Below are 26,160 nucleotides of genomic sequence, written 5' to 3' on the forward strand. Positions count from 1 at the left end.
TCGCCGCTTTAAGTGACCGAATATTCCGGCCGAGATTTAAAAAGATATTTAAGTTCAATGGCTTATGTGCGGTTATGACGCCGATTCCCACCTGGCATGGGTATTGCATATACACCGGCAAGCCGCGCGACGCATCACCCGCGGTGAAATCGGCTGGCGGCAGGATCGCATGGCCATAAAAGAGATAACGCCCCGACGTCGCACGCGCCACGCTGCGCGGAGCAAGGGGTCCTGGTGGGGACAATCCCAATGATCGAAGTGGATCAAAGCGCGCCCGCGCGCAAGCTCAAGTTCTATCAAATCCTGTATGTGCAGGTGATTTTCGCCATCGTGGTGGGTATCTTGCTTGGCGCCTTCAAGCCGGAGCTGGGCCAGCAGATGCAGCCGCTGGGCGATGCGTTCATCAAGCTGGTGAAGATGATCATTGCGCCGGTCATCTTCCTGACCGTGGCCACGGGCATCGCGGCAATGAGCGACCTGAAGAAGGTCGGGCGCGTGGCCGGCAAGGCCATGCTGTATTTCCTGGTGTTCTCGACGCTGGCGCTGATCGTCGGCATGGTGGTCAGCCATATCGTGCAGCCCGGCGCCGGCATGCACATCGATCCGTCGACGCTCGACCAGAAAGCCGTGTCCGGTTATGTCGCGAAGGCGCATGACTCGACCATCACCGGCTTTCTGATGAACGTGATTCCCACGACCATCTTCAGCCCGTTCGTGGGTGGCGACATCCTGCAGGTGCTGTTCGTGGCGGTGCTGTTTGGCATTTCGCTGGCCATCGTGGGCGAGCGCGGCAAGCCGATCCTGAACTTCATGACGGCGTTGGCGCAGCCCATCTTCAAGATGGTGGCGATCCTGATGAAGGCCGCTCCCATCGGCGCCTTTGGCGCGATGGCGTTCACCATCGGCAAGTACGGCATCAAGTCGGTCGTGAACCTGGCGATGCTGGTGGGCACGTTCTACGCCACGTCGGTGCTGTTCGTCGTGGTCGTGCTGGGCCTGGTTGCCCGCTACAACGGCTTCTCGATCCTCAAGCTGGTCCGCTACATCCGCGAAGAACTGCTGCTGGTGCTGGGCACGAGTTCGTCGGAAGCGGCGCTGCCCACGCTGATGCAGAAGATGGAGCGCGCCGGCTGTTCTAAGTCGGTCGTCGGCCTGGTGGTGCCCACCGGCTATTCGTTCAACCTGGACGGCACCAACATCTACATGACGATGGCGGCGCTGTTCATTGCGCAGGCCTGCGATATTCCGCTGTCGCTGGGCGACCAGATCCTGCTGCTGCTGGTGGCGATGCTCAGCTCCAAGGGCGCGGCCGGCGTGACCGGTGCGGGCTTCATCACGCTGGCGGCGACGCTGTCGGTGGTGCCGTCGGTGCCGGTTGCCGGCATGGCGCTGATCCTGGGCGTGGACCGCTTCATGTCGGAATGCCGCGCCCTGACCAATCTGGTGGGTAATGCCACCGCCACTGTGGTCGTCGCGCGTTGGGAAGGCGAGCTGGACCAGGAGCAGTTGCATGCCGCGCTGGACAGCGCCGGCACGCCCGCCACGCCGCAGCCCCAGGTTGCCATTGGCGAGCCTGCGCGGCAAAGCTGATCGCCTGGGCGCGCTGTGCGGATTTCCGCCAGCGCGCCCGTGCCTGATCCGCGCGCGGCAGTGCGCAGGGTCAAAAAGAAATCCCCCGATGCCTCGCGGCACGGGGGATTTTTCTTGGGGATGCGGGCGGAGATCAGGGCACCTGGATGCCCGCCTCCCGCAACAAGTTGGCCGTTTCGAAGAGGGGCAGACCCATGACGCCGGTGTAGCTGCCCGCGATGCGCGAGACGAAGGTGCCGGCCAGGCCCTGAATGCCATAGGCGCCCGCCTTGCCGAAGGGCTCGCCGCTGTCGCAGTAACGGCCAATTTCGTCCTCTTGCAAGGCGCGCATTTGGACATGGGTGATGGAGACCGCTTCGAGCAGGCGGTCGCCGCTCCAGACCGCCACGGCGGTATGGACCTCGTGCGCGGCGCCAGACAGCGCGCGCAGGATGCGGATGGCGTCGTCGCGGTCGGCGGGCTTGCCCAGCACCTCGCCCGCCAGGATGACAGTCGTATCGGCCGCGAGCAGCGGCAGTTCGGGCAGCGCTTGCGCGCGCATCCAATCGCGGCCCCGCAAGGCCTTGTCACGGGCGGTGCGCTGTACGTAGTCGGCGGCGCGTTCGCCGGGGTGTTGCGGCTCATCCTCGCCGGGCGGGGCGGGCACGCGCAGGACTTCGTGCGCCAAGCCGATTTGCGTCAGCAACTCGCGGCGGCGCGGGCTGGCGGAGGCGAGATACAGGCGCGGGGACGAACTGGGGGAGTGGGCGGTGTCGGTCATGCTGAGCAGGCCAGGCGCCGCGGGGCGGCGGTCAGGCGCGGTGATAGGGGTGGTTGGTCATGATGGCCCAGGCGCGGTAGAGCTGTTCGGCCAGAACCACACGCACCATGGGGTGAGGCAGCGTGAGGGAAGACAGGCGCAACTGCCCGCTGGCGGACGCCTTGAGCGCGGGATCCAGCCCGTCGGGGCCGCCCACGAGAAACGCGACATCCTGCCCCCCGGCGCGCCATTGTTCCAGCTTTTGCGACAGGGCCATCGTGGTGAGGTCGCGGCCGCGTTCGTCCAACGCCAGGCGCAGCGCATTGGCGGGCAGCGCCGCCTCGATGCGCTTGGCTTCGGCCGCCATCATCTGGGCAGGCGTCTTGCCGGTGGTGCGGGGCTCGGGCTTGATTTCGCGAAGCTCCAGCGCGCAGTCGGCGGGCAGGCGTTTGGCGTAGTCGTCCCAGGCGGTCTGCACCCAGTCCGGCATCCGCGTGCCCACCGCGACGACGATCAGCTTCACGGCGCGTTCAGTCTTCGTTGTCGTCGTAACCGCTGCCGCTGTCGCTGGCGACCGGGGCGGGACGGGTCGATTCGGGAAGGAGCTTCACGCGCACCGGCTTGCCGCCCCAGATTTCTTCGAGGTTGTAGTACTGGCGGATGGCCGGCTGCATGATGTGCACGACGACATCGCCCAGGTCGACGACGACCCATTCGCCGGTGTCTTCGCCTTCGATGGTGATGCCGGTGAGCGACATGGCGCGGCCGCGATCGGCGACGCTGGACGCGAGGGCGCGCGTCTGGCGGTTGGAGGTGGCGCTTGCAATCACGACGCGATCGAACAGGCTGGTCAGATGCGTGGTGTTGAAGACCTTGATGTCTTGCGCCTTGACGTCTTCGAGGGCGTCGATGACGGCGCGTTGGAGTTTCTGTATATCCATAGCTGCAAATATAACCCGCGCAGTGGCAACGGCGGCTTGCCGGTGGCGCCGGGCGGGAAGGGGTTTATCGGTAGAGTTTGTGCGCCGCAATATACGCGGCGACGGATGGATCGAGCAGCCCGTCAGTGGATTCGCCTTGCGACAGGCGCCGGCGGATCTCGGAAGCGGATACCGGCATGGGCGGAAATGGCAGTTCCTGCAGAACGCGACCCTGTTCGCGCAGCCACTGCGCCAGTTCCGGCGGCGCACTGAGGGCTGTGCCGGGGCGGGTGGCCACGGCCAGGTCGACCAGGCTGGCGATGTCGCGCCAATTGCGCCAGGTGCAGAAGTTGGCGAGCTGATCGGCGCCCAGCAGCCACACGTAGCGCGCGTCCTGCGGCAGCGCGCGCAGCGTGTCGATGGTGTAGGTGGCGCCGCCCCGCTCGATTTCGATGGGGTTGACCGCCAGCCCCGGATGGCCGGCGATGGCCAGATCCAGCATGGCGCGGCGCTCTTCGCCGGTGGCGTTCAGCGCGGCACGCTGCCAGGGATTGGCGGCGGGAATGAGCTGCACCTGGGCCAGCCCGAGCGACTGCAAGGCGTTCTGGGCAAGCGCGATATGCGCGACGTGGACGGGGTCGAAGCTGCCGCCCAAGAGGCCGATGCGTTTCAAACCCAGTCCCGCGGTTTCAGGTAGTCGGCCAGTTCGGCCTCGGGCGTGCCGGGCTGCGGTTGCCAGTCGTAGCGCCACTGCGCGATGGGCGGCATGGACAGCAGGATCGATTCGGTGCGGCCGCCCGATTGCAGGCCAAACAGCGTGCCGCGGTCAAAGACCAGGTTGAATTCGACGTAACGGCCCCGGCGGTAGGCCTGGAAATCGCGTTCGCGCTCGGTGTAGGCGATGCCGCGGCGCTTGTCGACGATGGGCAGGTAGCTGTCCAGAAAAGCGTCGCCAACGGACCGGGTCAGCGCGAAGGACGCGTCGAACCCGGGGGCGTTCAGGTCGTCGAAAAAGACGCCGCCGATGCCGCGGGTTTCGTTGCGGTGCTTGAGGAAGAAATATTCGTCGCACCAGCGCTTGTAGCGCGGGTAGTAATCGGGGCCGTGGGGCGCCAGCGCGTCCCGGCATACCGTGTGGAAATGGCGCGCGTCTTCTTCGAACGGATAGTACGGGGTGAGGTCGATGCCGCCGCCGAACCAGAAGACGTCGGCCTCGTCGTGGCCGGGCCGCGCCGCCGCGACGAACATGCGCACGTTCATGTGTGTGGTGGGCACGTACGGATTGCGCGGATGCAGCACCATGGACACGCCCATGGCTTCCCACGAGCGGCCCGCGAGCTCCGGGCGATGCGCGCTGGCGGACGGCGGCAGCTTGGAGCCCTTGACGTGGCTGAACAGCACGCCGGCGCGCTCGAAGAGTTGGCCCCCTTCGAGCAGGCGCGACAGCCCGCCGCCGCCCTCCGGCCGCACCCATTCGTCGGCGCGGAAGGGGCCGCCTTCGGCCGTTTCCAGCGCGCCCACGATGCGGGCTTGCAGGCCGGTGAGGTAGTCCCGGACGGCGGAGACGGGCAGAGCGGTCATGGGCGGTTCCGTTTATGCGTTGGACTTGGGCTTTTGCTGCGAGGGCTTGAGCGCGCGCCAGCCGATGTCGGTGCGGTACTGGCGGCCATCGAAGTGGATGCGGTCGATGGCTTCGTAGACGCGATCGCGCGCCATCTTGACGGAGTCGCCCAGCGCGGTGACGCACAGCACGCGGCCGCCGGTGGTCTTGATGTCTTCGCCGTCGAGCTGGGTGGCGGCGTGAAAGACCATGCAGTCTTCGGCGTCGGCGGGCAGGCCGCGGATGACGTCGCCGGTGCGCGGCGTATTGGGGTAGTTGTGGGCGGCCAGCACGGCGCCCAGGGCGGTGCGGCGGTCCCAGACGATGTCGGCCTGGTCGAGCGTGCCTTCGACGGCGTGCTCGAGCGCGTCGAGCAGGTCGCTCTTGACGCGCATCATGATGGGCTGGGTTTCGGGGTCGCCCATGCGGCAGTTGAATTCCAGCGTCTTGATTTCGCGGTCGGGATCGTCGCCCGGGGCGATCATCAGGCCGGCGTACAGGAAGCCCGTGTACGGAATCCCGTCGCGCGTCATGCCCTGCACGGTCGGCAGGATGATTTCGCGCATGATGCGGTGATGCAGTTCGGGGGTGACGATGGGCGCGGGCGAGTAGGCGCCCATGCCGCCCGTGTTGGGACCGCGGTCGCCGTCCTGCAGGCGCTTGTGGTCCTGGCTGGTGGCCAGGGCGAGCACGTTGCGGCCGTCGCACATGACGATGAAGCTGGCTTCTTCGCCAACCAGGCATTCCTCGATGACGACGCGCGCGCCGGCTTCGCCCATGGAGCCGTCGCCCAGCATGGCGTCGACGGCGGCGTGCGCTTCTTCGAGGGTGGCGGCAACCACGACGCCCTTGCCGGCGGCCAGGCCGTCGGCCTTGATGACGATGGGTGCGCCTTCCTGGTCGATGTAGGCGTGGGCCTTGGCCGGGTCGGTGAAGGTTTCGTAGCGCGCGGTCGGGATCTTGTGCCGGACCATGAAGGCCTTGGCGTAATCCTTGGAGCTTTCAAGCTGCGCGGCGGCCTTGGTGGGGCCGAAGATCTTCAGGCCACGGGCGCGGAAGACGTCGACCACGCCAGCGGCCAGCGGCGCCTCGGGGCCGACGACCGTCAGGGCGATGCCCTCGCGCTGGACGAAGTCGGCCAGTTCCTCGGCATTGGTGAGCGGGATGTTCTCCATCTGCTCGGCCCGTTGCGTGCCGCCGTTGCCCGGAGCGACGTACACCTTGTGTACGCGCGGGGAGCGGGCCAGCCGCCAGGCGAGGGCATGTTCGCGGCCGCCCGAGCCAATAACCAGGAGTTTCATGTTGCGTGAGTCTGAAGAGGCGCGCAGGCGGGCGGAGCCGCCGGCGCGCCAGGAAAGGGAGATTTACTGCGCTTCGTCGAAAATGACGGTCGTATAGACTTCCTGCACGTCGTCCAGGCTTTCCAGGGCGTCGAGCAGTTTCTGCATCTTGACGGCGTCGTCGCCGGCCAGTTCGGTTTCGTTCAGGGCTTTCATGACGATGCCGTCGACTTCGGCCTTCAGGCCGGCGTCGTCGAAGGCCTTGCGCACGGCCGCGTAGTCGGACGGGGCGCAGACGACTTCGATCACGCCTTCTTCGTCGGTGGTGACGTCTTCGGCGCCGGCCTCGAGCGCGGCTTCCATGACCTTGTCTTCGGGGGTGCCGGGGGCGAACACGAATTGGCCGCAGTGCTTGAACATGAAGGCGACGGAGCCTTCCTGGCCGAGGTTGCCGCCGTTCTTGGAGAACGCGTGGCGGACTTCGGCGACGGTGCGGGTGCGATTGTCGGTCATGCAGTCGACGATGACCGCCGCGCCGCCGATGCCGTAGCCTTCGTAGCGGACTTCTTCGTAGGCCTCTCCGTCGGCGCCGCCGGCGCCGCGCTGGATGGCGCGCTGGATGTTGTCCTTGGGCATGTTGGCGTCGGTGGCCTTGTCCCAGGCCATGCGCAAACGGGGGTTGCTGTCCGGGTCGGGGCCGCCGGCGCGCGCCGCCACGGTGATTTCACGAATGATCTTGGTCCAGAGCTTTCCGCGCTTGGCGTCTTGGCGCCCTTTGCGGTGCTGAATATTGGCCCATTTGCTGTGTCCGGCCATGGCTTCCCAGGAAAATGTGTCTGCAAAGACGGCATTTTACCGTGCCGGCGGCCCTCCCGTCCGGCAAGAGGGCCGCTTGTGTCCATATAGCCACGCGCACAAGCCGCGCGGCAGGCTCTACACTTGGGCATCCCTTTGATCCCTGGTCCGGAGCCGCTCATGCCCACCCCCCTTGTCATCGCCAAGAACGCGCAGACCGAGTTGGCGCTGCTGCCGGCGCTGGCCAACCGCCACGGATGCATCACCGGCGCCACGGGCACGGGCAAGACCGTCACCCTGCAGGTCCTGGCCGAATCCTTTTCCCGGATCGGCACGCCGGTCTTCATGGCGGACGTGAAAGGCGATCTGACCGGTATTTCGCAGGCCGGCGTGCCCAGCCCCAAGCTGCAGGAACGCCTGAAGAACCTGGGCCTGGCGGAACCCGCCTGGGGCGCCAGCCCCGTCGCGCTGTGGGACGTCTTTGGCGAGCAGGGGCTGCCCGTGCGGGCGACCATCACCGACATGGGGCCGTTGCTGCTGTCGCGCATCCTGGAATTGAACGACACGCAGGAAGGCGTCCTGACCCTGGTTTTCAAGGTGGCGGACGACGAAGGGCAACTGCTGCTGGACCTGAAGGACTTGCGGGCGATGCTGCAGAACGTGGCCGACCGGGCCGGCGAGTTGAAGACCCGTTACGGCAATGTGTCCGCGGCCAGTGTCGGCGCCATCCAGCGCGGCCTGCTGGCGCTGGAATCCCAGGGCGCGGAGAAGTTCTTTGGCGAGCCGATGCTGGACGTGGCCGACCTGATGCGCGTGGACGCGCAGGGCCGGGGCATCGTCAACGTGCTGGCGGCCGACAAGCTGATGCAGGCGCCGCGCCTGTACGCCATCTTCCTCTTGTGGCTGCTGGCCGACCTCTACGAAAAGCTGCCCGAAGTGGGCGACATGGATCAGCCCAAGCTCGTCTTCTTCTTCGACGAGGCGCACCTGCTGTTCAACGACGCCCCGCAGGCGCTCCTGACGAAGATCGAGCAGGTCGTGCGCCTGGTCCGCTCCAAGGGGGTGGGCGTTTATTTCGTGACGCAGAATCCGCTGGATATCCCGGATACCGTGCTGGGGCAGTTGGGCAATCGCGTCCAGCATGCGCTGCGGGCGTTTACGCCGCGCGACCAGAAAGCCGTCAAGACCGCCGCGCAGACCATGCGCCCCAATCCGGGCCTGGATATCGAAGCCGCCATCACGGAGCTGGGCGTGGGCGAGGCGCTGGTGTCGCTGCTGGATGCCAAGGGGCGGCCCATGCCGACCGAGCGGGCGTACATCGTGCCGCCGGGCAGCCGCATCGGACCGGCCACAGACGCCGAGCGGCAGGCGCTGCGCCAGGGCAACCCCCTGGCGGCCAAGTATGAAAAGGCGGTCGACCGGGAGTCCGCCTATGAAATCCTGGCGGGCCGCGCGGCGGTTCCCGCCGAACCGGGCGGCGCCCAGGACGCGCCGGCCCGGGCGGGGCAGCCGGCCCCCAAGACAGGCGAGCCGCCTGCCTCAGACAGCGGCGGGCTGATGGACAGCCTGAAGGACGTGCTGTTCGGATCGACCGGACCGCGCGGCGGCAAGCGCGACGGCGTGGTGCAGACCATCGCCAAAAGCTCGGCCAGGTCCATCGCGCGGGAACTGACGCGCGGCATTCTGGGATCGTTGCTGGGATCGAAGGGCCGGCGCTAAGCCGCATGGACGCTGATCGTCCCATGCCGCCGTCCATTCCCGCCACCCATTTGGGGGCGGGGGTTTTGTGTTGCGCACATTTATGCCTAAGATTGCGGGCGATGTATCAATGAAAACCAAAGGAAGACACGGTGGCTAAGAAACACAAAATTGCAGTGCTCCCAGGAGACGGAATCGGCAAGGAGGTCGTGCCGGAAGGTTTGAAGGTGCTGGATGCCGTGGCGGCGCGGTTCGATATCGACTTCCAGTGGGACCATTTCGACTGGAGCTGCGACTACTACGCCAAGCACGGCAAGATGATGCCGGACGACTGGAAGGACCAGATCGGCCAGCACGAGGCCATTTTCTTCGGCTCGATCGGTTGGCCCGCCACGGTGCCCGACCACGAGGCGCTGTGGGGCTCGCTGTTCAAGTTCCGCCGTGAATTCGATCAGTACATCAATCTGCGTCCGGTGCGGCTGATGCCCGGCGTGCCCTCGCCGCTGGCCGATCGCAAGCCTGGCGAGATCGATTTCTTCATCGTGCGCGAGAACACGGAAGGCGAATATTCCAATAGCGGCGGCCGCCTGTTCGAGGGCACCGACCGCGAAGTGGTCATCCAGGAAAGCGTCTTCACGCGCATCGGCGCCGAGCGCGTGCTGAAGTTCGCATTCGAGCTGGCGCAAAAGCGCGGCAAGCACCTGACCGCCGCCACCAAGTCCAACGGCATTTCCATCTCGATGCCCTGGTGGGACGAGCGCGTTGCCGACATGGCCGGGAACTATCCCGATGTGCGCTGGGACAAATACCACATCGACATCCTGTGCGCGCACTTCGTGCAGCATCCGGACTGGTTCGATGTGGTGGTGGCTTCCAACCTGTTCGGCGATATCCTGTCCGACCTGGGGCCGGCTTGCACGGGCACCATCGGCATTGCGCCGTCGGCGAACCTGAATCCGGAACGGAAATTTCCGTCGCTCTTCGAACCGGTGCATGGCTCTGCGCCGGACATTTATGGCAAGGGCATCGCCAACCCCATCGGACAGATCTGGAGCGGGGCATTGATGCTGGATTTCTTGGGGTATCCCGACGCGTCGGCCGCCGTGGTCAAGGCAATCGAAACCGTGCTGGCCGATGGCCCGCGGACGCGGGATATGAAAGGCAACGCTTCGACAGCCGAGGTCGGTGACGCCATTGCTTCGCTGGTCCGGGGCAGTTAAGTGCAGTTGCGGGCAGACCTGTCTGGTTAGTAGATGAACGACTCGATGTTTTCTCCTCCCTCCGATCACGTGGGCGGCGGGCGGGCCGACCGGTTTGTCCGCAAGCTTTTCCGCATGCTGCGTTCGCGCACGCAGCGGCACAATCAGCACCTGTGGCCGTTCGTGCGGATCTGGCGGGACAAGGATGGCGCAATCAGTGCCTATCGTGCGTTCGGCCGTTCATTGCGCATCACTCCCTTGTCGCAGGGCTACGACCCTGCCGACAAGGTGGTGCACCTGATCCTGAGCGGCCCTTCGATCTCCGAGATCCCGTACGACCGCATGGATATCGGCGTGGCGATGGGCGTCAATGGCTCCATCGCGCTGTCGCGCAAGTTCGACCTGCAGTTCAAGTATTACTGCATCATCGACCAGAACTTCGTGCGGGACCGCATTGAGCTGGTGCGCGATATCGTCGGGCGCGACCTGACGCTGTATGTGTTTCCCGAGGTTCTGCGCTACATCATGCAGGGCATTCCACAGGAGCAAATCCGCTGCCGCATCTGCATCATCGAGCTGATCTCCCGGCGCGCCTACGAGCGCAGCGTTGCGCCAGCAGTGCTCAAGCGCATTGCCGCTGCCTCGCCTGATGTTGAACTGCTGGACGCCAAGCAGGGGCTGGGTTACAGCTTCGATGCGTCGCTGGGCGTGTTCGATGCCGATACCGTGGCCTATGCGGCGCTGCAGGTCCTGATGTCAGGCGGCGCGCGCGAGGTCTACGTGCATGGCCTGGACCTGACCGTGCAGGGCGGATTGCGTTTCTACGATGAAGGCGGCAAGCCGCAGACCAGCCGGCTGACGCGCAACTTTCCGAAGTTCATCGAGCCGTCGTTCCGCTTTGCGTCGCCGCTGTGGCGCGAGCGCGGGGTGTCCGTGTTCAATCTGTCTCCGGTCAGCGCGCTGTCGGCCGACATCATCGAACGCAAGGACTGGCAAACCCTGCTCAGGGACTGATCCGCATGGACCAAAAGGAAAAGGCGCCGCGAGGCGCCTTTTCATTGGGGCATGCCGCGCGGATCAGTGCGCGCCCGCGGCCGCCTCTGCCGCACCGCCGCCACCCGTCTTGGACGACCGCGGCCGCGCAAACCACACCAGGCCCGTCAGCAGCAGGAAGATGATCGCCGACGCATAGAACACGTCCGTCGCCGACATGGTGAAGGCCTGCGCGTTGATCATCCCGTCCACCATCGTAAGCGCCTGCTGGTGCGAGACGCCCAGGCCGTTCTGCAAGGTATTCATGGTCTGGTCGAACGCCTGTTGGCCGGGCTTGGCGATTTCGGTCAGCTGCGCGTGATGCAGGGTCGCTCGGTTTTCCCACAACGTCGTGGAGATCGACGTGCCGAACGCGCCCGCCGTCAGCCGCAGGAAGTTCGACAGGCCCGACGCAGCCGGGATGCGCCAGGGCTCGATGCTCGAGAGGGTGATCGACGTGAGCGGCACGAAGAACGCCGCCATCGCCGCACCCTGGATGATCGTTGGGATCATCAGCGTGCGCACGTCCGTCTGCGTATTGAACCCGGAGCGCATGAAGCAGACCAGCGCAAAGATCAGGAAGGCGACCGTAACGAGTTGCCGCGGATCGCGCGTGGCCAGCATCTTGCCCACGATGGGCGTCAGCAGGATCGCCAGAAGTCCCACGGGCGCGGTGACAAGGCCCGCATAGGTTGCCGTGTAGCCCATATTGCTTTGCAGCCACAGCGGCAGCAGCACGACGTTGCCGAAGAAGACGCCATAGGCCACCGCCAGCGTCAGTGCGCCGACCGTGAAGTTGCGGACCTTGAACAGGCGCAGGTCCACGACGGGGTGCGCGTCGGTGAGCTCCCAGATCAGGAAGAAGACAAAGGCGACGAAGGCGATCGCCGCCAGCGCGATGATGGTGGGGCTGGCGAACCAGTCCAGCTCCTTGCCCTTGTCCAGCATGATCTGCAGCGCGCCCACCCAGACCACGAGCAGGACGAGGCCCAGCTTGTCGATGGGCAGCTTGCGCGTGACCGATTCCCGGTTGCCGTAGATGCGCCAGCTGATCCATGCGGCCAACAGGCCCACCGGCACGTTGATGTAGAAGATCCAGGGCCAGGTGTAGTTGTCTGAAATCCAGCCGCCCAGCAGGGGGCCGGCCACCGGCGCCACCAGCGTGGTCATGGACCAGACCGCCAGCGCCATGCCCGCCTTGGACTTCGGAAAGCTGGCCAGCATCAGCGTCTGCGACAGCGGAATCATCGGCCCGGCCACGGCGCCTTGCAACACGCGGAAGGCGATCAGCGCCTCTAGCGACGGCGAGAAGCCGCACAGCCAGGAGGCCAGCACGAAGAGCAGCGTGGAGATCAGGAACAGGCGCACCTGGCCGAATCGCTGGGTGAGCCAGCCGGTAAGCGGCACCGTGATGGCGTTGGCCACCGCGAACGACGTGATCACCCAGGTGCCCTGGCTGGTGCTCACGCCCAGGTCGCCCGAGATGGTGGGGATGGAGACGTTCGCGATCGACGTGTCCAGCACGTTCATGAAGACCGCGGTCGACAGGGCGATGGACCCGATGATGCGGGTCGCGCCTTCCAGAGGCGGATGGGTGCCCGGCGGGCGGGCGGCGTCGGGGGGCGCGCCGGCGCCCGCGGGCTGGGCGGCTGTGCTCATGATGCGATGTTGGCGGCGATGATCTTCGCGATCATCGCATCGACTTCATTGTGGGCGGGTTCGAAGGCGCGGGTCGACCAGGCCGGTTCCTTGCGCGCCACTTGCGTGAGCGGGGCGCCGTCGTCCTTGCCCACGTCGACTTCCACGTCCATCGACAAGCCCACGCGAAGCGGATGCTGCTTGAGGTCTTCGGGGTCCAGCGTGATCCGCACGGGGACGCGCTGCACCACCTTGATCCAGTTGCCCGTGGCATTCTGGGCGGGAAGCAGGGCGAAGGCGCTGCCCGTGCCGGCGTCCAGGCCGGCGACGGTGCCGTGGTAGGTGACCGAGCTGCCGTACAGATCGGCCACCATCTTGACTGGCTGGCCGATGCGCATCTTGCGCAACTGGCCTTCCTTGAAGTTGGCTTCGACCCAGACCTGGTCCAGCGGCACCACGGTCATCAGCGCGGCGCCGGGGGCAACGCGCTGGCCGACCTGCGCGGTGCGGCGCGCGATCACGCCGCCCACGGGGGCGGGGAGCACGGTGCGCGATTGGGCAAGCCACGCGTTGCGCAACTCGGCGGCCGCCTGGCGCACGTCGGGGTGGTCCGCCACCGTGGTGCCTTGCGTCAGGGCCTGGTTGGTCGCCAGCTTGGCCTGCGCGGCGGCCAGCGCCGCCTTGGCTTGCGCGACGCCGGACTGGGCGGACTTGAGCGCGACCTCGGCGTGCAGGATTTCCTCGCCGCTGACGCCGCCCGACTTGGCGAGCTGCTGGCGGCGCTTCACGTCGCTTTGGGCGCGGGTCAGCTCGGCCTGGGCGCGCAGGATGTCGGCATTGCGCAGGTCGACGTCGGCCGCCAGCGCATCGTTCTGCACGTAATAGGTCTGCACCTGGCGCACGGTCTGCGCCAGCTTGGCTTGCGCCTGCTGCAGGGCGACGTCGGTGTCGGCGGGATCGAGGCGGACCAGCGGCTGGCCGGCGGTGACGGTTTCGGTATCGTCGGCTTCGATGGCGACCACGGTGCCGGGCACCTGCGGCGTGATCTGCACCAGGTTGCCGTGCACGTAGGCGTCGTCGGTGCTTTCGAAGTGCGCGCCGAACAACGCCCACCAGATGCCATAGGCGATCGCGATGACGATGAAGGCTCCGGTCGCGAGCAGCAGCAGGCGTTTACGGGCGGGATGGGTTGTGGGAGTGGCAGCGTTCATGACGTCTGAATCCGGGATCGTTCAATGAATGGAGTTCGGGGCCGGCTCGGCCGGGGCCGCGTAGCCGCCGCCCAGGGCGGTGGCCAGGTTGGCGTCGAGCTGATAGGCGCGGATGCGCAGGTCCGTGTCAAGGCGCGCCTGCGTCAGCACGCCGGTCTGGGCGATCAGCACGGAGATGTAGTTGCCCATGCCTGCCTTGTAACGGTCGACGGCGAGCGCGTAGGCGGCCTCGATGGCCTCGCGCGCCTGGCGTTGCTGGGCTTTTTCCTGATCCAGCAGGCGCAGGCCGTCCAGTGCGTCGGCGACCTGGTGCGCGGCGTCCAGCACGGTCTGGTTGTAGTCCGACACCGCCAGGTCCGCGTCGGCACGGCGGCCCGCCAGGTTGGCATTGAGTTCGCCGCCGTGGAAGATGGGCAGCGTGATCGCCGGACCGATGCCGGCCATGCGGGCGTCGGCGCCCAGCAGGTTGCCGGTGCCAATGGCCTGGAAGCCGACGAAGGCGACCAGGTTCACGTTGGGGTAGAACTCGGCCTTGGCCGCGTCGATGGTATGGCGCGCCGCCTCGGCGCGCCAGCGGGCGGCCGTGACGTCGGGGCGATGCCCCAGCAGGTCAAGCGGAACGCTGGCCGGCACGACGCCTGCCGGCGCGGTCAGCGTCACCTGAACCAGATCCTGTCCGCGCTGCGGGCCGGCGCCGGCCAGCGCGGCGACCTGATTACGCAGTTGGGCGATCGTCGTGTCGGTCTGGGTCAGTTCGACCTTGCCGGAGGCCAGCGACGATTCCGCCTGCTTGACCTCGACCTGGGTGTCCAGGCCCGCGGCGTAGCGGCCCTGCGTCAGCGACAGCACTTCGGCGCGCTGCGCAATCACCCGGTTCAGTACGTCGCGCTGCGCAAAGGCGTTCTGCAGGTTCAGGTAGGCGCGCACGGTGGCGCTGGCGAGCAGGTTGCGCGCGGCCTGCGCATCGGCGCTGGCGGCTTCCTGCTGCGACACCGCGGACTGCAGGCGTGAGCGGTTCTTGCCCCAGAAGTCCAGTTCATAGCTGAAATCCAGCGCCAGCCGGTTGTCGCTGACGACCGAGCCGCCCAGCGGCGCGGGGTAGATGTAGTCCTTGGACAGGTGCTCGCGATTGAGCGTGTAGCCTGCGTCCACCCGCGGCAGCAGCGGCGCGCGCGCGATGCCGACGGCGGCGTTGGCCTTGGCCAGGCGCGCCTGCGCGGCGCTCATCGACGGACTGTTTGCCAGCGCTTCGGTCATCAGCGCATTGAGCTGCGAATCCCCGTAGCGTTCCCACCACTGCGCGGCGGGCCATTCGGTGGCCTGCCCGGTCAGCCCGAGTTTGGCGGCGTCAAGCTCGGCGACGGGCTTTGGCGCCGGCTCCATCAGCGCGCAACCGGTGAGGGCGAGCACCAATGCGATAGATAAAAGGCGTTTCATCCTGACTGTTAGCTGAAAGTAATTGATTGATCTGTATTTGCCTAGGCAACGATTATGCCAAATAAAAACCCCGGCTCCCGCTCGGGGTGTGGCGTCAGCGCTCGGGGGCGGCGCCGGAGGCGGACCCGTTGGCGATCATCCGGCGCATGAAGTGCATGAGCTGGGTGACTTCGTCGGTGGAGAAGCCGCGCAGGTGGTGGTTCAGCGCACGGGCGATGTTGGCGGGGATGAGGCGGGCCTTGGCCTCGCCCAGTTCGGTCAGTTCGATCTTGACCACCCGGCGGTCTTCCTGGCTACGGTTACGGCGCAGGAGGCCCTTGGCTTCCAGGCGGTCCAGCGCGCGGGTCATGGCGCCGGTGTCCATGTCGTTCAGGCGGGCCAGTTCGGCGGGCGTGTCGGCGCGGCCCAGGAATACCATGGCCAGGGGGCGCCATTGCATCGCGGTGAGATCGAGGGGCGCCATCTCCTGGTCGAGCATCCGGGTCAGGGAGTGATAGACCAGCTTGATGAGGTAGCCCGCGTTCTCTTCCGCCATGCACCGCGTGTCGTTGCGGTAATGGATGGGAGCGTCGGATGGCTCGGAGGATACGGGCGAGGGCGGGGAAGGCGCGACAGTCATGCGCCGAATTTTACTGCCTAGTCAGTTATTGTCAAGGCTGTATTTTCGGGGCCGGCTCTGGCGCCGGCGCCTGCTTGCGCAGCCCCGACCACACGATGGCCGCCACGATCAGCGCGGCGCCGGCCAGCATGCGCGGTGTGGGCTGCTGGCTGAAAAGCACCCAGGCGAATGCGATGGCGTAGACGGGTTCCAGGGCGATGACCAGCCCCGCGCTGCGGGCATTCAGGCGGGTCAGGCTGGACACGAACAGGTAATGGGACAGCCCGGTGCAGAAAACGCCCAGGAGCGCCAGCCAGAACCAGTCCAGCGCGTGCACGGCGGGCAACTGGCCGACCGCGAACGGCACCATCACCAATGCGACCACCACGTTTTGCCAGCAGGCCACCTGCATCGGGTCCATGCCGGAGGCCGAGCGGCGGTTGCTCAAGGCGAGCAGGGCAAAGGTCAGGCCGGACAGAATGCCCCACGCCAGCCCGATGGTGCCTTGGTCTGCGAGATCGAACGACGGCGTGACGAGCACCAGGCCGGCGGTCACCAAGCCCAGCAGCAGCCATTCGGCCAGGCGGACGCGTTCGCGGAAGAGGAGTCCTTCGAACAGCGTGATGAACGCGGGAAAGCTGGCAAAGCCGAGCGTCGCGATGGCGATGCCGCCCACCTTCACGGAAATGAAGAAAGTGACCCAGTGCGCCGCGAGCAGCGCGCCCGCGATCACCAGCACGAACAACTGGGCCGGCGTCAGCGCGCCCAGCAGCGGTTTGCGGCGCATCCGCGCAAAGATGCCCAGCGACGCGACCGCGAATGCCGCCCGTCCCAACGTGATGACCGCGGCGCTGGCCTGGATCAGTTCGCCGAACACGCCGGTCAGGCCGAATAGCACGGCGGCAAGATGGATATAGGTGAGCGCGCGGTGTCGAGTCATGCTGCGAAAGAAGCGGATTGCATCAGAGAAGGCGTGCAATTATTTTTGCGGTGAATTTAAAATCATCGCATGAATCGTATTGCCAAGCTTACGGCGCTCCCGCTGGCGTCCAGCCGCGCTGCCGGGATCGCCATGGCGGTGCTTGGCGCGATCCTCTTTTCCGCCAAGGCCATCGTCGTCAAGTTCACCTACCGCTACGGTATCGACGCGGTCACGCTGATCGCGTTTCGCATGCTGTTCGCGATGCCGTTCTTCGCGGTGGTGGCGTGGCGCCAGTCGCGCCGCGCGGCGCGGGGCGAGATCGTGACGATGACCGCGAAGGAACGCCTGCAGGTGTGCGTGCTGGGCCTGCTGGGTTATTACCTGTCCAGCTTCCTGGACTTCCTGGGGCTGCGTTACATCACCGCCAGCCTCGAACGCCTGATCCTGTTCCTGTCTCCCTCGCTCGTCGTGCTGCTGTCGGCCCTTTGGTTCAAACGCCCGATCGAGCGCCGGCAATGGCTGGCCATGGTGCTGTCCTACGCGGGCGTGGTGCTGGTGTTCGCGCACGATCTGTCCTTCGGCGGGGGCAGCGAGGTGCTGTTAGGGTCTTTGTTCGTTTTTGGCTCGGCCGCAAGCTATTCTGTGTACCTCATCTGTTCCGGGGAACTGATCAAGCGGATTGGTCCGACGCGGCTGGTGGCCTATGCCATGCTCGTGTCGTGCGTGGCCTGCATCATCCAGTTCTTCGTCGTGCATTCGCCGTCGATGCTGATCCAGCCCGCCGCGGTCTACCGTTACTCGATCATTCACGCCACCCTGAATACGGTGGTGCCGGTGTTCATGCTGATGTGGGCGGTCTCGCTGATCGGGGCGCCTACCGCGTCGCTGCTGGGCATGGTGGGGCCGGTGTCGGTGCTGTTTCTGGCGTCGTGGTTCCTGGACGAGCCCATCACCGTGTGGCAGATGGGCGGAACCGTCCTGGTGCTGGCGGGGGTGTTTGCGTTGATGGGCGGCGGCGCCGCCCGCGCGCCCGCCGGACAGGACGGCAGGCAATCCCCCCGGTGAAGTCTGCAATTTTGGTCAATTCGCGTTATTTCCAATGAAAGGAGGCCAGCATGGCCAGCAATCTCGTCAAGGCAATTCGTATCGAGCAGCACGGTGGTCCCGAAGTCCTGAAGCTGGTCGAGGTGGAAGTGCCGCCGCCGGCCGCCAACGAAGTCACGATCGAGCAGCACGCCGCCGGCCTGAATTTCATCGATATCTATTTCCGCACGGGCTTGTATCCCCATCCGCTGCCGCATGGCCTGGGTTTTGAAGGCGCGGGCGTGGTCACCGCCGTGGGGGCCGACGTCAAGCACCTCAAGAAGGGCGACCGTGTCGCCTACGGCCAGAGCCCCATTGGCGCGTACGCCAAGGCCCGCAATGTGCCGGCCCTGCAGGTCGTCAAGGTGCCCAAGGGCATCGGCTTTGACGAAGCGGCCGCGCTGATGCTCAAGGGCCTGACGGTGCAGTACCTGTTCCGCCAGACTTACCGCCTGCAAGGTGGCGAAACCATCCTGTTCCATGCCGCAGCCGGCGGCGTCGGGCTGATTGCGTGCCAATGGGCCAAGGCCCTGGGCGTCAAGCTCATCGGCACGGTGTCCAGCCCCGAAAAGGCGGAACTGGCTCGCGAAAATGGCGCCTGGGAAACCATCGACTATTCGCGCGAAAACGTGGTCGAACGCGTGCTGGAACTGACGGGCGGCAAGAAGGTGCCGGTCGTGTATGACGGCGTGGGTAAGGACACGTGGGAAACCTCGCTGGACTGCATCGAGCCGCGCGGCCTGATGGTCAGCTTCGGCAACGCGTCCGGTCCGGTGGCAGGCGTGAACCTGGCCGTCCTGAACCAGAAGGGCAGCCTGTACGTGACGCGCCCCTCGCTGGGCATCCACGTGAACACGCTGGAGAAGCTGCAATCGGCTTCCGAAGAGCTGTTCGACCTGGTGCTGAAAAAGAAGATCAAGGTCCGCATCGACCAGCGTTACGCGCTGGAGCAGGCGGGCGAAGCGCAGACGGCGCTGGCTTCGCGCAAGACGACGGGCGCGACGGTGCTGACGCTGGACTGATTGCAGTACTGATCGCACCACAAAGCAAGGCGGCGCCCCGTGGGGCGCCGCGACAGGCCTGGAGGACGCGCGATGCGCGGACTGCCGGGCTTTTTTTTGATCAGCCGCCGATCAGAGCTTTTCCTCGTTGATGAGGTCTTCCTTGCCGTAGAACTTCACGCCGATGTGAATGCGCTCGCGGCCTTGCGAGCGGCGGTGGCGGTTGGTATCGCGCAGCGAATAGACGCAGCCGCAGTATTCCTGCTGGTAGAAGTTCTCGCGCTTGCTGATTTCGATCATGCGGGCCGAACCGCCGCCCTTGCGCCAGTTGTAGGTCCAGTAGATCAGATCGTCGTAACGCGCGGCGGCGCGTTCGCCGCAACCGTTGATCTGGTTCATGTCCTTCCAGCGCGAGATGCCGAGCGAGCTGGTGATGGTGTCAAAGCCGTGCTCGTGGGCGTAGAGGGCGGTGCGTTCGAAGCGCATGTCAAAGCACGCCGTGCAGCGCTCGCCGCGCTCCGGGGCGTCTTCCATGCCCTTGACGCGGTCGAACCAGTTGTCCATGTCGTAGTCCGCGTCGATGAATTCGATGCCGTGCTGCTCCGCGAAGCGGATGTTCTCCTGCTTGCGGATTTCGTACTCTTTGACCGGATGGATGTTCGGGTTGTAGAAGTAGATCGCGTAATCGATCCCGGAGGCCGTCATGGCCTCCATGACCTCGCCGGAACAGGGCGCGCAGCACGAATGCATCAACACCTTGCTGCGGCCGGCGGGCAGGTCGAGTTTGGGGCGGACGAGTTCAGACATGGCGGTGGGGCAAAAGCGGAAAAACCCTTATTTTACGACGAGTTGCCGTCACCCCAGCACGGTCGTCCACAGTTCCCGCACCGCGGCGCGTTCCGGCTGGAGCTGATCGGGCGCCACGCGGGCCTTTTCCACACCCTGCAGGCGCAACTGATGCTGCACGCGCCGCAGGGTGCGGTAGGCGTCGCCCGACCGCGCCGCCAGCTCGGGCGGGATCAGCCCCACTTCGGCGGCCAGGCGCAGCAGCGTGATGTTGCCCAGGTTGCGCACCAGCACCGGGTGCGTGCCCGCGTGGCACAGCACCAGGTATTGCGTCACGAACTCCACGTCGACCATGCCGCAGCGGTCGTGCTTCAAGTCGAAGCGGTCCGACGTGTTTGGATGGCCGGCATTGATCTTCTCGCGCATGGCCAGCACTTCGTCGCGCAGCGCCGCCGGGTCGCGCGGCAGCACCAGGATGTCCTCGCGGATCTTTTCAAAGCGCGCACCCACGTTGGCGTCGCCGGCCGCGAAACGCGCGCGGGTCAGCGCCTGGTGTTCCCAGGCCCAGGCGTGCTTGTGCTGGTATTCCTCGAAGGCTTCGATCGATACCGCCAGCAGCCCCGCGTCGCCGTCGGGCCGCAGACGCAGGTCGGTCTCGTACAGCCGCCCCGACGAGGTCATGGTCGACAGCCAGGACGACATGCGCCGGCCAAGCTTGGCGTAGACCTCCGCGGCGTCGTCGCGCGGGTCGTCGAACAAGAAAACCAGGTCCAGGTCGGAGGCGTAGCCCAACTCCTTGCCGCCCAGTTTGCCGTACGCAATGACGGCAAAGTGCGGCTCGGCGCCTCCGATCTTGTTCACGAGCGGCCAGGCGCGGCGGATGGTCTCGGTCAGCAGCAGGTCCGCCAGCGCCGATAACTGGTCGGCCAGCTTTTCAACGGTGAGCTCGCCTTCCAGGTCTTGCGCCAGCAGTTGGAAGCTGGCCTGGCGCTGCACGTCGCGCATCAGGTTCATCTGGCGTTCGACGTCGGGGTCGCCGTCCGGCAGGCGGCAAGCGTCCAGGTCCGCCGTCAGCTGCCGCGCGATCTGGCCGAAGTCGAGCGGTTCAAAGAGCGTGCGCCAGTCGATCAGGCTGTCGAGCAGCAATGGGTGTTGCGTCAGGTACTGCGCGGCCCAGGGGCTGGCGGCCACCATGCGCGCCACGCGCGCCAGCGTGTCCGGGTATTCGGCCAGCAGCGCCAGGTACGCGCTGCGCTGCGCGATCTTTTCTATGAGGTCAAAGAGCCGCACCGCGGCCTCGTGCGGCGCGGGCGTCTGCAGCGCGGCGCGCAGCGCGGCCGGAAGCAGGACCTCCATGCGGCGGCGGCTGCTTTCGGGCAGGCTGCGCACGCGGTGGCTGCCCGACAGCGTCTGGGCCCGGCGCAGCAGGTCGTCCGCGTCCTCGCCAAACGCCTGGCGGATCTGGTCGGTAAGCTCGCTTTCGCTGTCGGGTTCTTCCTGGCTGGACGGCGCCTCGCCCGGCGTGGGGGCAGGCGCCGCTTCTTCCTCGCCCATGCCCACCATGCGGAACACGTTGCGGAAGGTCTGCGACACGAAGTCGCGGTGCGCGGCCAGCGTGCTCTCGAATGCGTCGGGCGTCATGCCCAGCGCCTCGGCCAGGGCGGCCCGCAGGGCGGGGTCGCCGGGCAGCAGATGGGTCTGCTCGTCTTCGCGATATTGCAGCGCGTGCTCGGTGCGGCGCAGGAACCGGTAGGCCTCTTCAAGCCGGCGGGCGTCGTCCTGCGGCACCAAGCCGGCCACGCATTCGGCATGCAGCGCTTCCAGCAAGCCGCGCTTTTGCAGCGCCGGCATGCGGCCGCCGCGGATCAGCTGCGCCAGTTGCACCACGAACTCGATCTCGCGGATGCCGCCGTCGCCCAGCTTGATGTTGTTGGCGCTGTCGATGCCATTGCGCGCCGACGCGCGGCGCTGCCAGTCCTGGCGGATGCGTTCGCGCAGCGCGCGCAGCGCGGCCAGCGCATCGAAGTCAAAGTACTTGCGGTAGACGAAGGGCACGCGCAGGCTTTCCAGTTGGCGGGCCTGCGCGGCGCTGTCGCTGTCTTCGAAGGCCTGCGCCGGCATCAGGCGCGCCTTCAGCCATGCATAACGCTCCCATTCGCGCCCCTGGCCGATCAGATAGTGCTCCAGCGCGTCCAGGCTCCAGGCCAACGGGCCGGCGTCGCCGTCCGGGCGCAGGCGCAGGTCGGTGCGGAACACCTGGCCGTTGGCGTCCACCTCGGACAGCACCGGCATCATGCGGCGCGTCAGGCGCCCGTAGAACTCGTGATGGCTGATGCGGCGGGGGCCGTCGGTTTCGCCTTCCTCGCCATAGAGCATGATGAGGTCGATGTCGGACGACACGTTCAGCTCGCACCCGCCCAGCTTGCCCATGCCCACGATCAGCATTTCCTGGGGCTTGCCCGTGGCCGGGTCGCGCGGCACGCCGTGCACGGCCGCCAGTTCGGCGGCCACGCTGCGGTAGGCGGCTGCCACCGCCATGTCCGCCAGCGTGGTCATGGCGCCCACCACTTCTTCAAGCGGGGCCTGCCCGGACAGGTCGCGCACGATCAGCACGCTGAAGACGCGTTCGCGCAGCTTGCGCAGCACCATGCGGCAGACATCCACCGGCAAGGCGCCGGTCACGGCCGTGCCGGCCAGTTCGTTCTGCCATTGCGCCATCAACGCCGGTGTGACGGGTTGTTTCACCGCCTCGTCCAGCCACGCGGCCAGATCCGGGTGAGCGTCCAGGCGGCGGCGCAGATGGCCGGACCAGGCGAGGGCAGGGGCGATAAGTGATGGTTTCGACATGGTGCAAAGGGCGGCAGACGGATGGACGTGTTTCAGGTATAAGTGGGGACGATACTGCAAGACATCTCCTCCTGCCCACTGATCCGTGTCTGTTCCAAAAAAAGTGCTCCGCAGCCTGTTCTGGGCCGCGCTGACCGTCTATGGCGTTGTCGCCATCGGGTTTCTGGGCGTGCGCTACTGGGTCCTCCCGCGGGTGGATCAGTGGCGCCCTCAGATTGAAGCCTACGCCAGCCAGGCGTTGGGCGCCCGCGTAACGATCGGCGCGATCAAGGCCAACTGGCAAGGGCTCAATCCCCGGCTCGATCTCGCCGCCGTCCAGGTCTACGACGACGAGACGGATCCGGTATTGAGCCTGCCGTCCGTGTCCGCGGTCGTGGCGTGGCGCAGCATCCTGTCCCTGTCGCCCACCCTGGTGCGGCTGCGGCTCGAAAAGCCGGAACTGACGCTGCGGCGGGACACGTCAAACCATCTGTGGGTCGCTGGCCAGAATATCGACCTGAATACCAGCGACCACGCTTCCGACCTGAACCATCCTGGCCTGCGCTGGCTGGCGGCGCAGCGCGAGCTGCTGGTCAGCGACGCCACGCTGCGCTGGCAGGACGAACTGCGCCAGGCGCCCGAGCTTACGTTGGAAGGCGTCGACTTCCTAGTGCGCAACGGCAGTCTCTCGCATCGGTTCGTGCTGCAGGCATCCGCGGGGCCGGCGCTGGCCCACAAACTGGAGCTGCGCGGCGAATTCAACCGCAGCCTGTTTGCCGCCGACGCCAAGAAGCCCGCCAACTGGAGCGGCCAGATCTTTGCCCAGGTCGATGACGTGGAGCCGCTGGCCTGGGCGCCCTGGATCGACGTGCCCCGGGTAGCCGGCCGCATCGCCGCGCGCGCGTGGTGGCAGCTCGACCACGGCAAGTTCACCAAATTGACGAGCGACGTCGCCGCGCGCGGCGTGTCCTGGCGCGCGTCGCCGGACGGGCCCGCCTTTCAGGGCGGTTCGGGCCAGTTGCGCATTGCCGCGCTGCCGGGCGATTTCGTGACGATCGATGGCCTGCCGATGGCGCGCAGCCCCGGCGCGGCCGACGTGACGGTCAAGGGCGCGGTGCACCAGCTGCGCGTGACCCTGCCGGGCGTCTTCGAGACGCCGACGCTGCGGGCCGACGACCTGGAGCTCGACGCCCAGGTCAAGGGGCCAGATGCGGACAACTGGTTCGTGGATGTGGCCCAGATGCGCCTGGCCAATGAAGACATGGATGTGCGTCTGCAAGGCCAATGGCGCAAAGAGGGCAAGACCGCGGCGGGCAGCGCCGACGTGCGCGGCACGATGGTGCGCGGGTCGATGCCCGCCATCCACCGTTATCTGCCGCTCGAGGTGAACGCCGACGCCCGTGAATGGCTGGCGACCGGTTTGCCTGCCGGCCAGATGCATTCGGCGGCCATCACGCTCAAGGGGGATCTGGACGACTTCCCGTTCGGTGCGCCGGGCGCCACTGGCGAATTCGTCATCGCCGGCGCGTATTCCGGCGCGAAGGTCGACTACGCGCCGGCGGGCGAGAACCGCAAGGGCTGGCCGATGCTGGAAAACCTGTCGGGCAGTTTCCGCATCGACAAGGTGAGCCTGGCGCTGGACAGCGCGGGCGGCGCGGTGGCGCACACCGGCAAGGGGCACACCGTCACGTTGGGCGCTGTGAAGGCGGCCATTCCCAACATGGAGCATGACTCGGAACTGCGGGTCACCGGCGACACCTCGGGGCCGGTGGCGGCCTATCTGGCGCTGGCCGCGAATTCTCCGTTGGGTGAACTGCTGGACGGGGCCTTGGACGAGGCCCACGGAACCGGCGACTGGCGCATGCCGCTCGACCTGAAGGTGCCGCTGCTCAATACCGATGACACCCAGGTCCAGGGGCGTATCCGCTTCTCGGACAATTCCTTCACCTTCATGCCCGAGATCCCGCCGCTCAGCCAGATCTACGGTGACCTGGAGTTTTCAGAAAAGGGCGTGCAGACCAAGGGCATCCGGGCGCAATTCCTGGGCGGACCCGTCAACATCTACGGCACGCTGGCGCAGGGCACGGACGCGCTGCGTTTTGACGGCACCCTGTCGGGGCCCGGGCTGGCGCAGTTGAGCCGCGCCGCATCGATGTCGCGTTTCACCGGCCGCGCAGCCTACAAGGGTCGGCTGCTCTACCTGAAGGGCGGCGCCATCGACATATCGGCCGAGTCCGACCTGGTTGGCATGGCGATCGACATGCCGGCGCCCGCCGGCAAGCCGGCCAAGTCCGCGCAATTGCTGAAGCTGCAATGGTCGCCGGCGCAGGACCGCGGCGCCCGCGACCGGCGCTGGCTGACGGCCAGCCTGGGCGATAACGTCAACGCCTTGTTCGAACGGGACCCCGCCGAGGGCTCGGCCGCCTACTTTTCGCGCGGCGCGCTGGGCATCGGGCGGCCTGCCAGCCTGCCGGAGCGCGGGCTGAGCCTTAACGCCAGCCTGCCCGAACTGGACATGGACGCCTGGGATGCCGTCTCCGAGGGATTCAACGTGGCGCCCGCGAAGGGCCGGCCACCTTCCAAACCCATCCTGCCGCAGCCCGAGCGCATCAGTCTGGCTGCCGGCGCGCTGCACACCAGCGGCTACACCCTCAATGACCTGACGCTGTATGCCACGCGCCCCGCGCCGGCGCGCTGGCGCGTCGAACTGGAATCGCGGCAGGCCGCAGGCACGCTGGAATGGCGCGAGGCGCAGGGCGCCATCGCCGGGCAGATCACCGCCCGCCTGAAGCATCTGTCCATTGCGGGCGAGGGCGACTCCAACCAGGCCGACAAGGCGCTGGCCTCCGGCAACGACCTGTCCGACATTCCCGCGATCGATCTGCAGGCCAATCAATTCTTGTTGTATGGCAAGAACCTGGGGGCGCTGCAGGTGACGGGCACAAATCTGGAGCGGGGGCGGCAATGGCGGCTGGACAAGCTGTCCATCACCAATGATTCGGCGGCCTTGAACGCCACGGGCAATTGGGGGCTTGAAGGGCCGAACCGGGGGCTGACCGTCGATGCCGTGCTCAAGCTGGAAAACGTCGGCGACTTCATGAGCCGCATCGGCTTTGAGAACGTCGTGTCCAACGGCAAGGGAACGATCCAGGGCAAGGCGACCTGGCGCAACCTGCCGTGGACGCACGATATCGCCGACGTGGTGGGCGATGTGGTCGTCAGCCTGGACAACGGCCGCTTCATGCACGTGAACTCCCGCACGGCGCGCCTGTTGGAGCTGCTGTCGCTGCAGTCGCTGCAGCGGCTGGCGCGGCTGGACGTCAATCCCACGAACCTGCTGCGGGACGGGTTTCCGTTCGACACCATCCGCGGCAACGTCAAGGTGGCCGACGGCACGCTGAATACCGAAGGCTACAAGATCAACGGTCCGGTGGCCGCAATCGTCCTGGCGGGCGGCGTGAACCTCGTCAAGGAGCGCTGGGACATGAAGGCGGTGGTGATTCCCAATCTGGACGCCAGCGGCGCGGCAATGGTCACCGCGCTGGCGGTCAACCCGCTGATCGGCCTGGGCGCGTTCGTCACGCAGTGGCTCCTCAAGCAGCCGCTGGCGCGCGCGATGACGATGGAATACGCCGTCACGGGAAGCTGGGACGACCCGCGCATCGAACCCATCGACGCCTCGGGCAAGGAACCGGACAAGCAGACGCCCCGGCCGGCCAATTCCTCGCCGCGCCGGATGCCGGAGTTCATCGAGCACTGAGCAGCCGCGGGAAGCTTCCCAGGTGTCTGAAACGCCGAGACGCCG

21 protein-coding genes are annotated in these 26,160 nt (G+C 66.5%); 7 read left to right on the forward strand and 14 right to left on the reverse strand.

Translation table 11 applies throughout. The features are described 5' to 3' along the window. The first annotated feature begins 249 nt into the window (after positions 1–249). On the forward strand, positions 250–1,590 hold the full coding sequence (locus LN047_RS08680; RefSeq protein ID WP_373981512.1) for a dicarboxylate/amino acid:cation symporter: 1,341 nt from the start codon (positions 250–252) through the stop codon (positions 1,588–1,590). Positions 1,591–1,723: 133 nt separating this feature from the next. Here the strand turns inward: LN047_RS08680 and LN047_RS08685 are convergent, their stop codons facing one another. From LN047_RS08685 to LN047_RS08715, 7 genes are all read right to left on the reverse strand, one after another. Then, positions 1,724–2,350, reverse strand: a complete 627-nt coding sequence (locus LN047_RS08685) for a nucleoside triphosphate pyrophosphatase (protein WP_373981513.1) — start codon at positions 2,348–2,350, stop codon at positions 1,724–1,726. 31 nt (positions 2,351–2,381) lie between these two features. Then, complete coding sequence (rlmH, locus tag LN047_RS08690; RefSeq protein WP_056315576.1) at positions 2,382–2,852, reverse strand: 23S rRNA (pseudouridine(1915)-N(3))-methyltransferase RlmH; 471 nt, start codon at positions 2,850–2,852, stop codon at positions 2,382–2,384. A 7-nt stretch (positions 2,853–2,859) separates the two neighbouring features. Beyond that, the gene (rsfS, locus tag LN047_RS08695; RefSeq protein WP_062842068.1) at positions 2,860–3,270 is read right to left on the reverse strand and encodes a ribosome silencing factor; all 411 of its coding nucleotides are present in this window, start codon (positions 3,268–3,270) and stop codon (positions 2,860–2,862) included. Between the two features lie 64 nt (positions 3,271–3,334). Beyond that, positions 3,335–3,922 carry a nicotinate (nicotinamide) nucleotide adenylyltransferase gene (gene nadD, locus LN047_RS08700; RefSeq protein WP_373981514.1) on the reverse strand — a complete coding sequence of 196 codons (588 nt, stop codon included), beginning with the start codon at positions 3,920–3,922 and terminating at the stop codon, positions 3,335–3,337. After that, a complete protein-coding gene (gene hemF / locus LN047_RS08705) occupies positions 3,919–4,830 on the reverse strand; it encodes an oxygen-dependent coproporphyrinogen oxidase (RefSeq protein ID WP_128827914.1) in 912 nt (303 codons plus the stop codon). The genes nadD and hemF overlap by 4 nt, the downstream gene beginning before the upstream one ends. A gap of 12 nt (positions 4,831–4,842) precedes the next feature. Then, a complete protein-coding gene (gene purD, locus LN047_RS08710; protein WP_346540427.1) occupies positions 4,843–6,150 on the reverse strand; it encodes a phosphoribosylamine--glycine ligase in 1,308 nt (435 codons plus the stop codon). Between the two features lie 63 nt (positions 6,151–6,213). Further along, positions 6,214–6,945 (reverse strand): YebC/PmpR family DNA-binding transcriptional regulator, encoded by a 732-nt coding sequence (locus LN047_RS08715; RefSeq protein ID WP_056315585.1) that lies wholly within the window; start codon positions 6,943–6,945, stop codon positions 6,214–6,216. Positions 6,946–7,104: 159 nt separating this feature from the next. Here LN047_RS08715 and LN047_RS08720 point away from each other — a divergent pair, with 159 nt between their 5' ends. The 3 genes from LN047_RS08720 (at position 7,105) to LN047_RS08730 (ending at position 10,835) form a co-directional block, all read left to right on the forward strand. After that, positions 7,105–8,643, forward strand: coding sequence for a helicase HerA-like C-terminal domain-containing protein (locus LN047_RS08720; RefSeq protein ID WP_373981515.1), 1,539 nt, complete (start codon positions 7,105–7,107; stop codon positions 8,641–8,643). 131 nt (positions 8,644–8,774) lie between these two features. Continuing rightward, positions 8,775–9,842: a tartrate dehydrogenase gene (locus tag LN047_RS08725; RefSeq protein ID WP_373981516.1), complete on the forward strand. Its 1,068-nt coding sequence runs from the start codon at positions 8,775–8,777 to the stop codon at positions 9,840–9,842. A 33-nt stretch (positions 9,843–9,875) separates the two neighbouring features. Next, positions 9,876–10,835: a hypothetical protein gene (locus LN047_RS08730; RefSeq protein WP_373981517.1), complete on the forward strand. Its 960-nt coding sequence runs from the start codon at positions 9,876–9,878 to the stop codon at positions 10,833–10,835. A gap of 63 nt (positions 10,836–10,898) precedes the next feature. Here the strand turns inward: LN047_RS08730 and LN047_RS08735 are convergent, their stop codons facing one another. The 5 genes from LN047_RS08735 to LN047_RS08755 all read right to left on the reverse strand — a co-directional run bounded on the left by LN047_RS08735 (position 10,899) and on the right by LN047_RS08755 (position 16,677). Continuing rightward, complete coding sequence (locus tag LN047_RS08735) at positions 10,899–12,512, reverse strand: DHA2 family efflux MFS transporter permease subunit (protein WP_373981518.1); 1,614 nt, start codon at positions 12,510–12,512, stop codon at positions 10,899–10,901. After that, positions 12,509–13,702, reverse strand: coding sequence for an efflux RND transporter periplasmic adaptor subunit (locus LN047_RS08740; protein WP_062842062.1), 1,194 nt, complete (start codon positions 13,700–13,702; stop codon positions 12,509–12,511). The genes LN047_RS08735 and LN047_RS08740 overlap by 4 nt, the downstream gene beginning before the upstream one ends. Before the next feature lie 21 nt (positions 13,703–13,723). Next, complete coding sequence (locus LN047_RS08745) at positions 13,724–15,139, reverse strand: efflux transporter outer membrane subunit (RefSeq protein ID WP_056315603.1); 1,416 nt, start codon at positions 15,137–15,139, stop codon at positions 13,724–13,726. 94 nt (positions 15,140–15,233) lie between these two features. Beyond that, on the reverse strand, positions 15,234–15,758 hold the full coding sequence (locus tag LN047_RS08750) for a MarR family winged helix-turn-helix transcriptional regulator (protein WP_373981519.1): 525 nt from the start codon (positions 15,756–15,758) through the stop codon (positions 15,234–15,236). 31 nt (positions 15,759–15,789) lie between these two features. Continuing rightward, positions 15,790–16,677, reverse strand: a complete 888-nt coding sequence (locus tag LN047_RS08755) for a DMT family transporter (protein ID WP_373981520.1) — start codon at positions 16,675–16,677, stop codon at positions 15,790–15,792. Between the two features lie 69 nt (positions 16,678–16,746). On the opposite strand from LN047_RS08755, the gene LN047_RS08760 reads away from it, so the two are divergent. Both LN047_RS08760 and LN047_RS08765 read left to right on the forward strand, forming a co-directional pair. After that, positions 16,747–17,724 (forward strand): DMT family transporter, encoded by a 978-nt coding sequence (locus tag LN047_RS08760; protein ID WP_373981521.1) that lies wholly within the window; start codon positions 16,747–16,749, stop codon positions 17,722–17,724. A gap of 50 nt (positions 17,725–17,774) precedes the next feature. Further along, positions 17,775–18,764, forward strand: a complete 990-nt coding sequence (locus LN047_RS08765; protein WP_056315608.1) for a quinone oxidoreductase — start codon at positions 17,775–17,777, stop codon at positions 18,762–18,764. Positions 18,765–18,875: 111 nt separating this feature from the next. On the opposite strand, the gene LN047_RS08770 is transcribed toward LN047_RS08765, so the two are convergent. Next, entirely contained in the window at positions 18,876–19,550 is a 675-nt protein-coding gene (locus LN047_RS08770; RefSeq protein WP_142049734.1) for an epoxyqueuosine reductase QueH, read from the reverse strand. Positions 19,551–19,598: 48 nt separating this feature from the next. Further along, positions 19,599–22,376, reverse strand: coding sequence for a bifunctional [glutamate--ammonia ligase]-adenylyl-L-tyrosine phosphorylase/[glutamate--ammonia-ligase] adenylyltransferase (gene glnE, locus LN047_RS08775; RefSeq protein ID WP_373981522.1), 2,778 nt, complete (start codon positions 22,374–22,376; stop codon positions 19,599–19,601). 103 nt (positions 22,377–22,479) lie between these two features. On the opposite strand from glnE, the gene LN047_RS08780 reads away from it, so the two are divergent. Next, positions 22,480–26,115, forward strand: coding sequence for a YhdP family protein (locus tag LN047_RS08780; protein WP_373981523.1), 3,636 nt, complete (start codon positions 22,480–22,482; stop codon positions 26,113–26,115). The last annotated feature ends 45 nt before the right edge of the window (positions 26,116–26,160 follow it).

It is taken from the genome of Achromobacter sp. JD417 (assembly GCF_041879325.1).
Taxonomy (GTDB): Bacteria; Pseudomonadota; Gammaproteobacteria; order Burkholderiales; family Burkholderiaceae_B; genus Achromobacter; species Achromobacter mucicolens.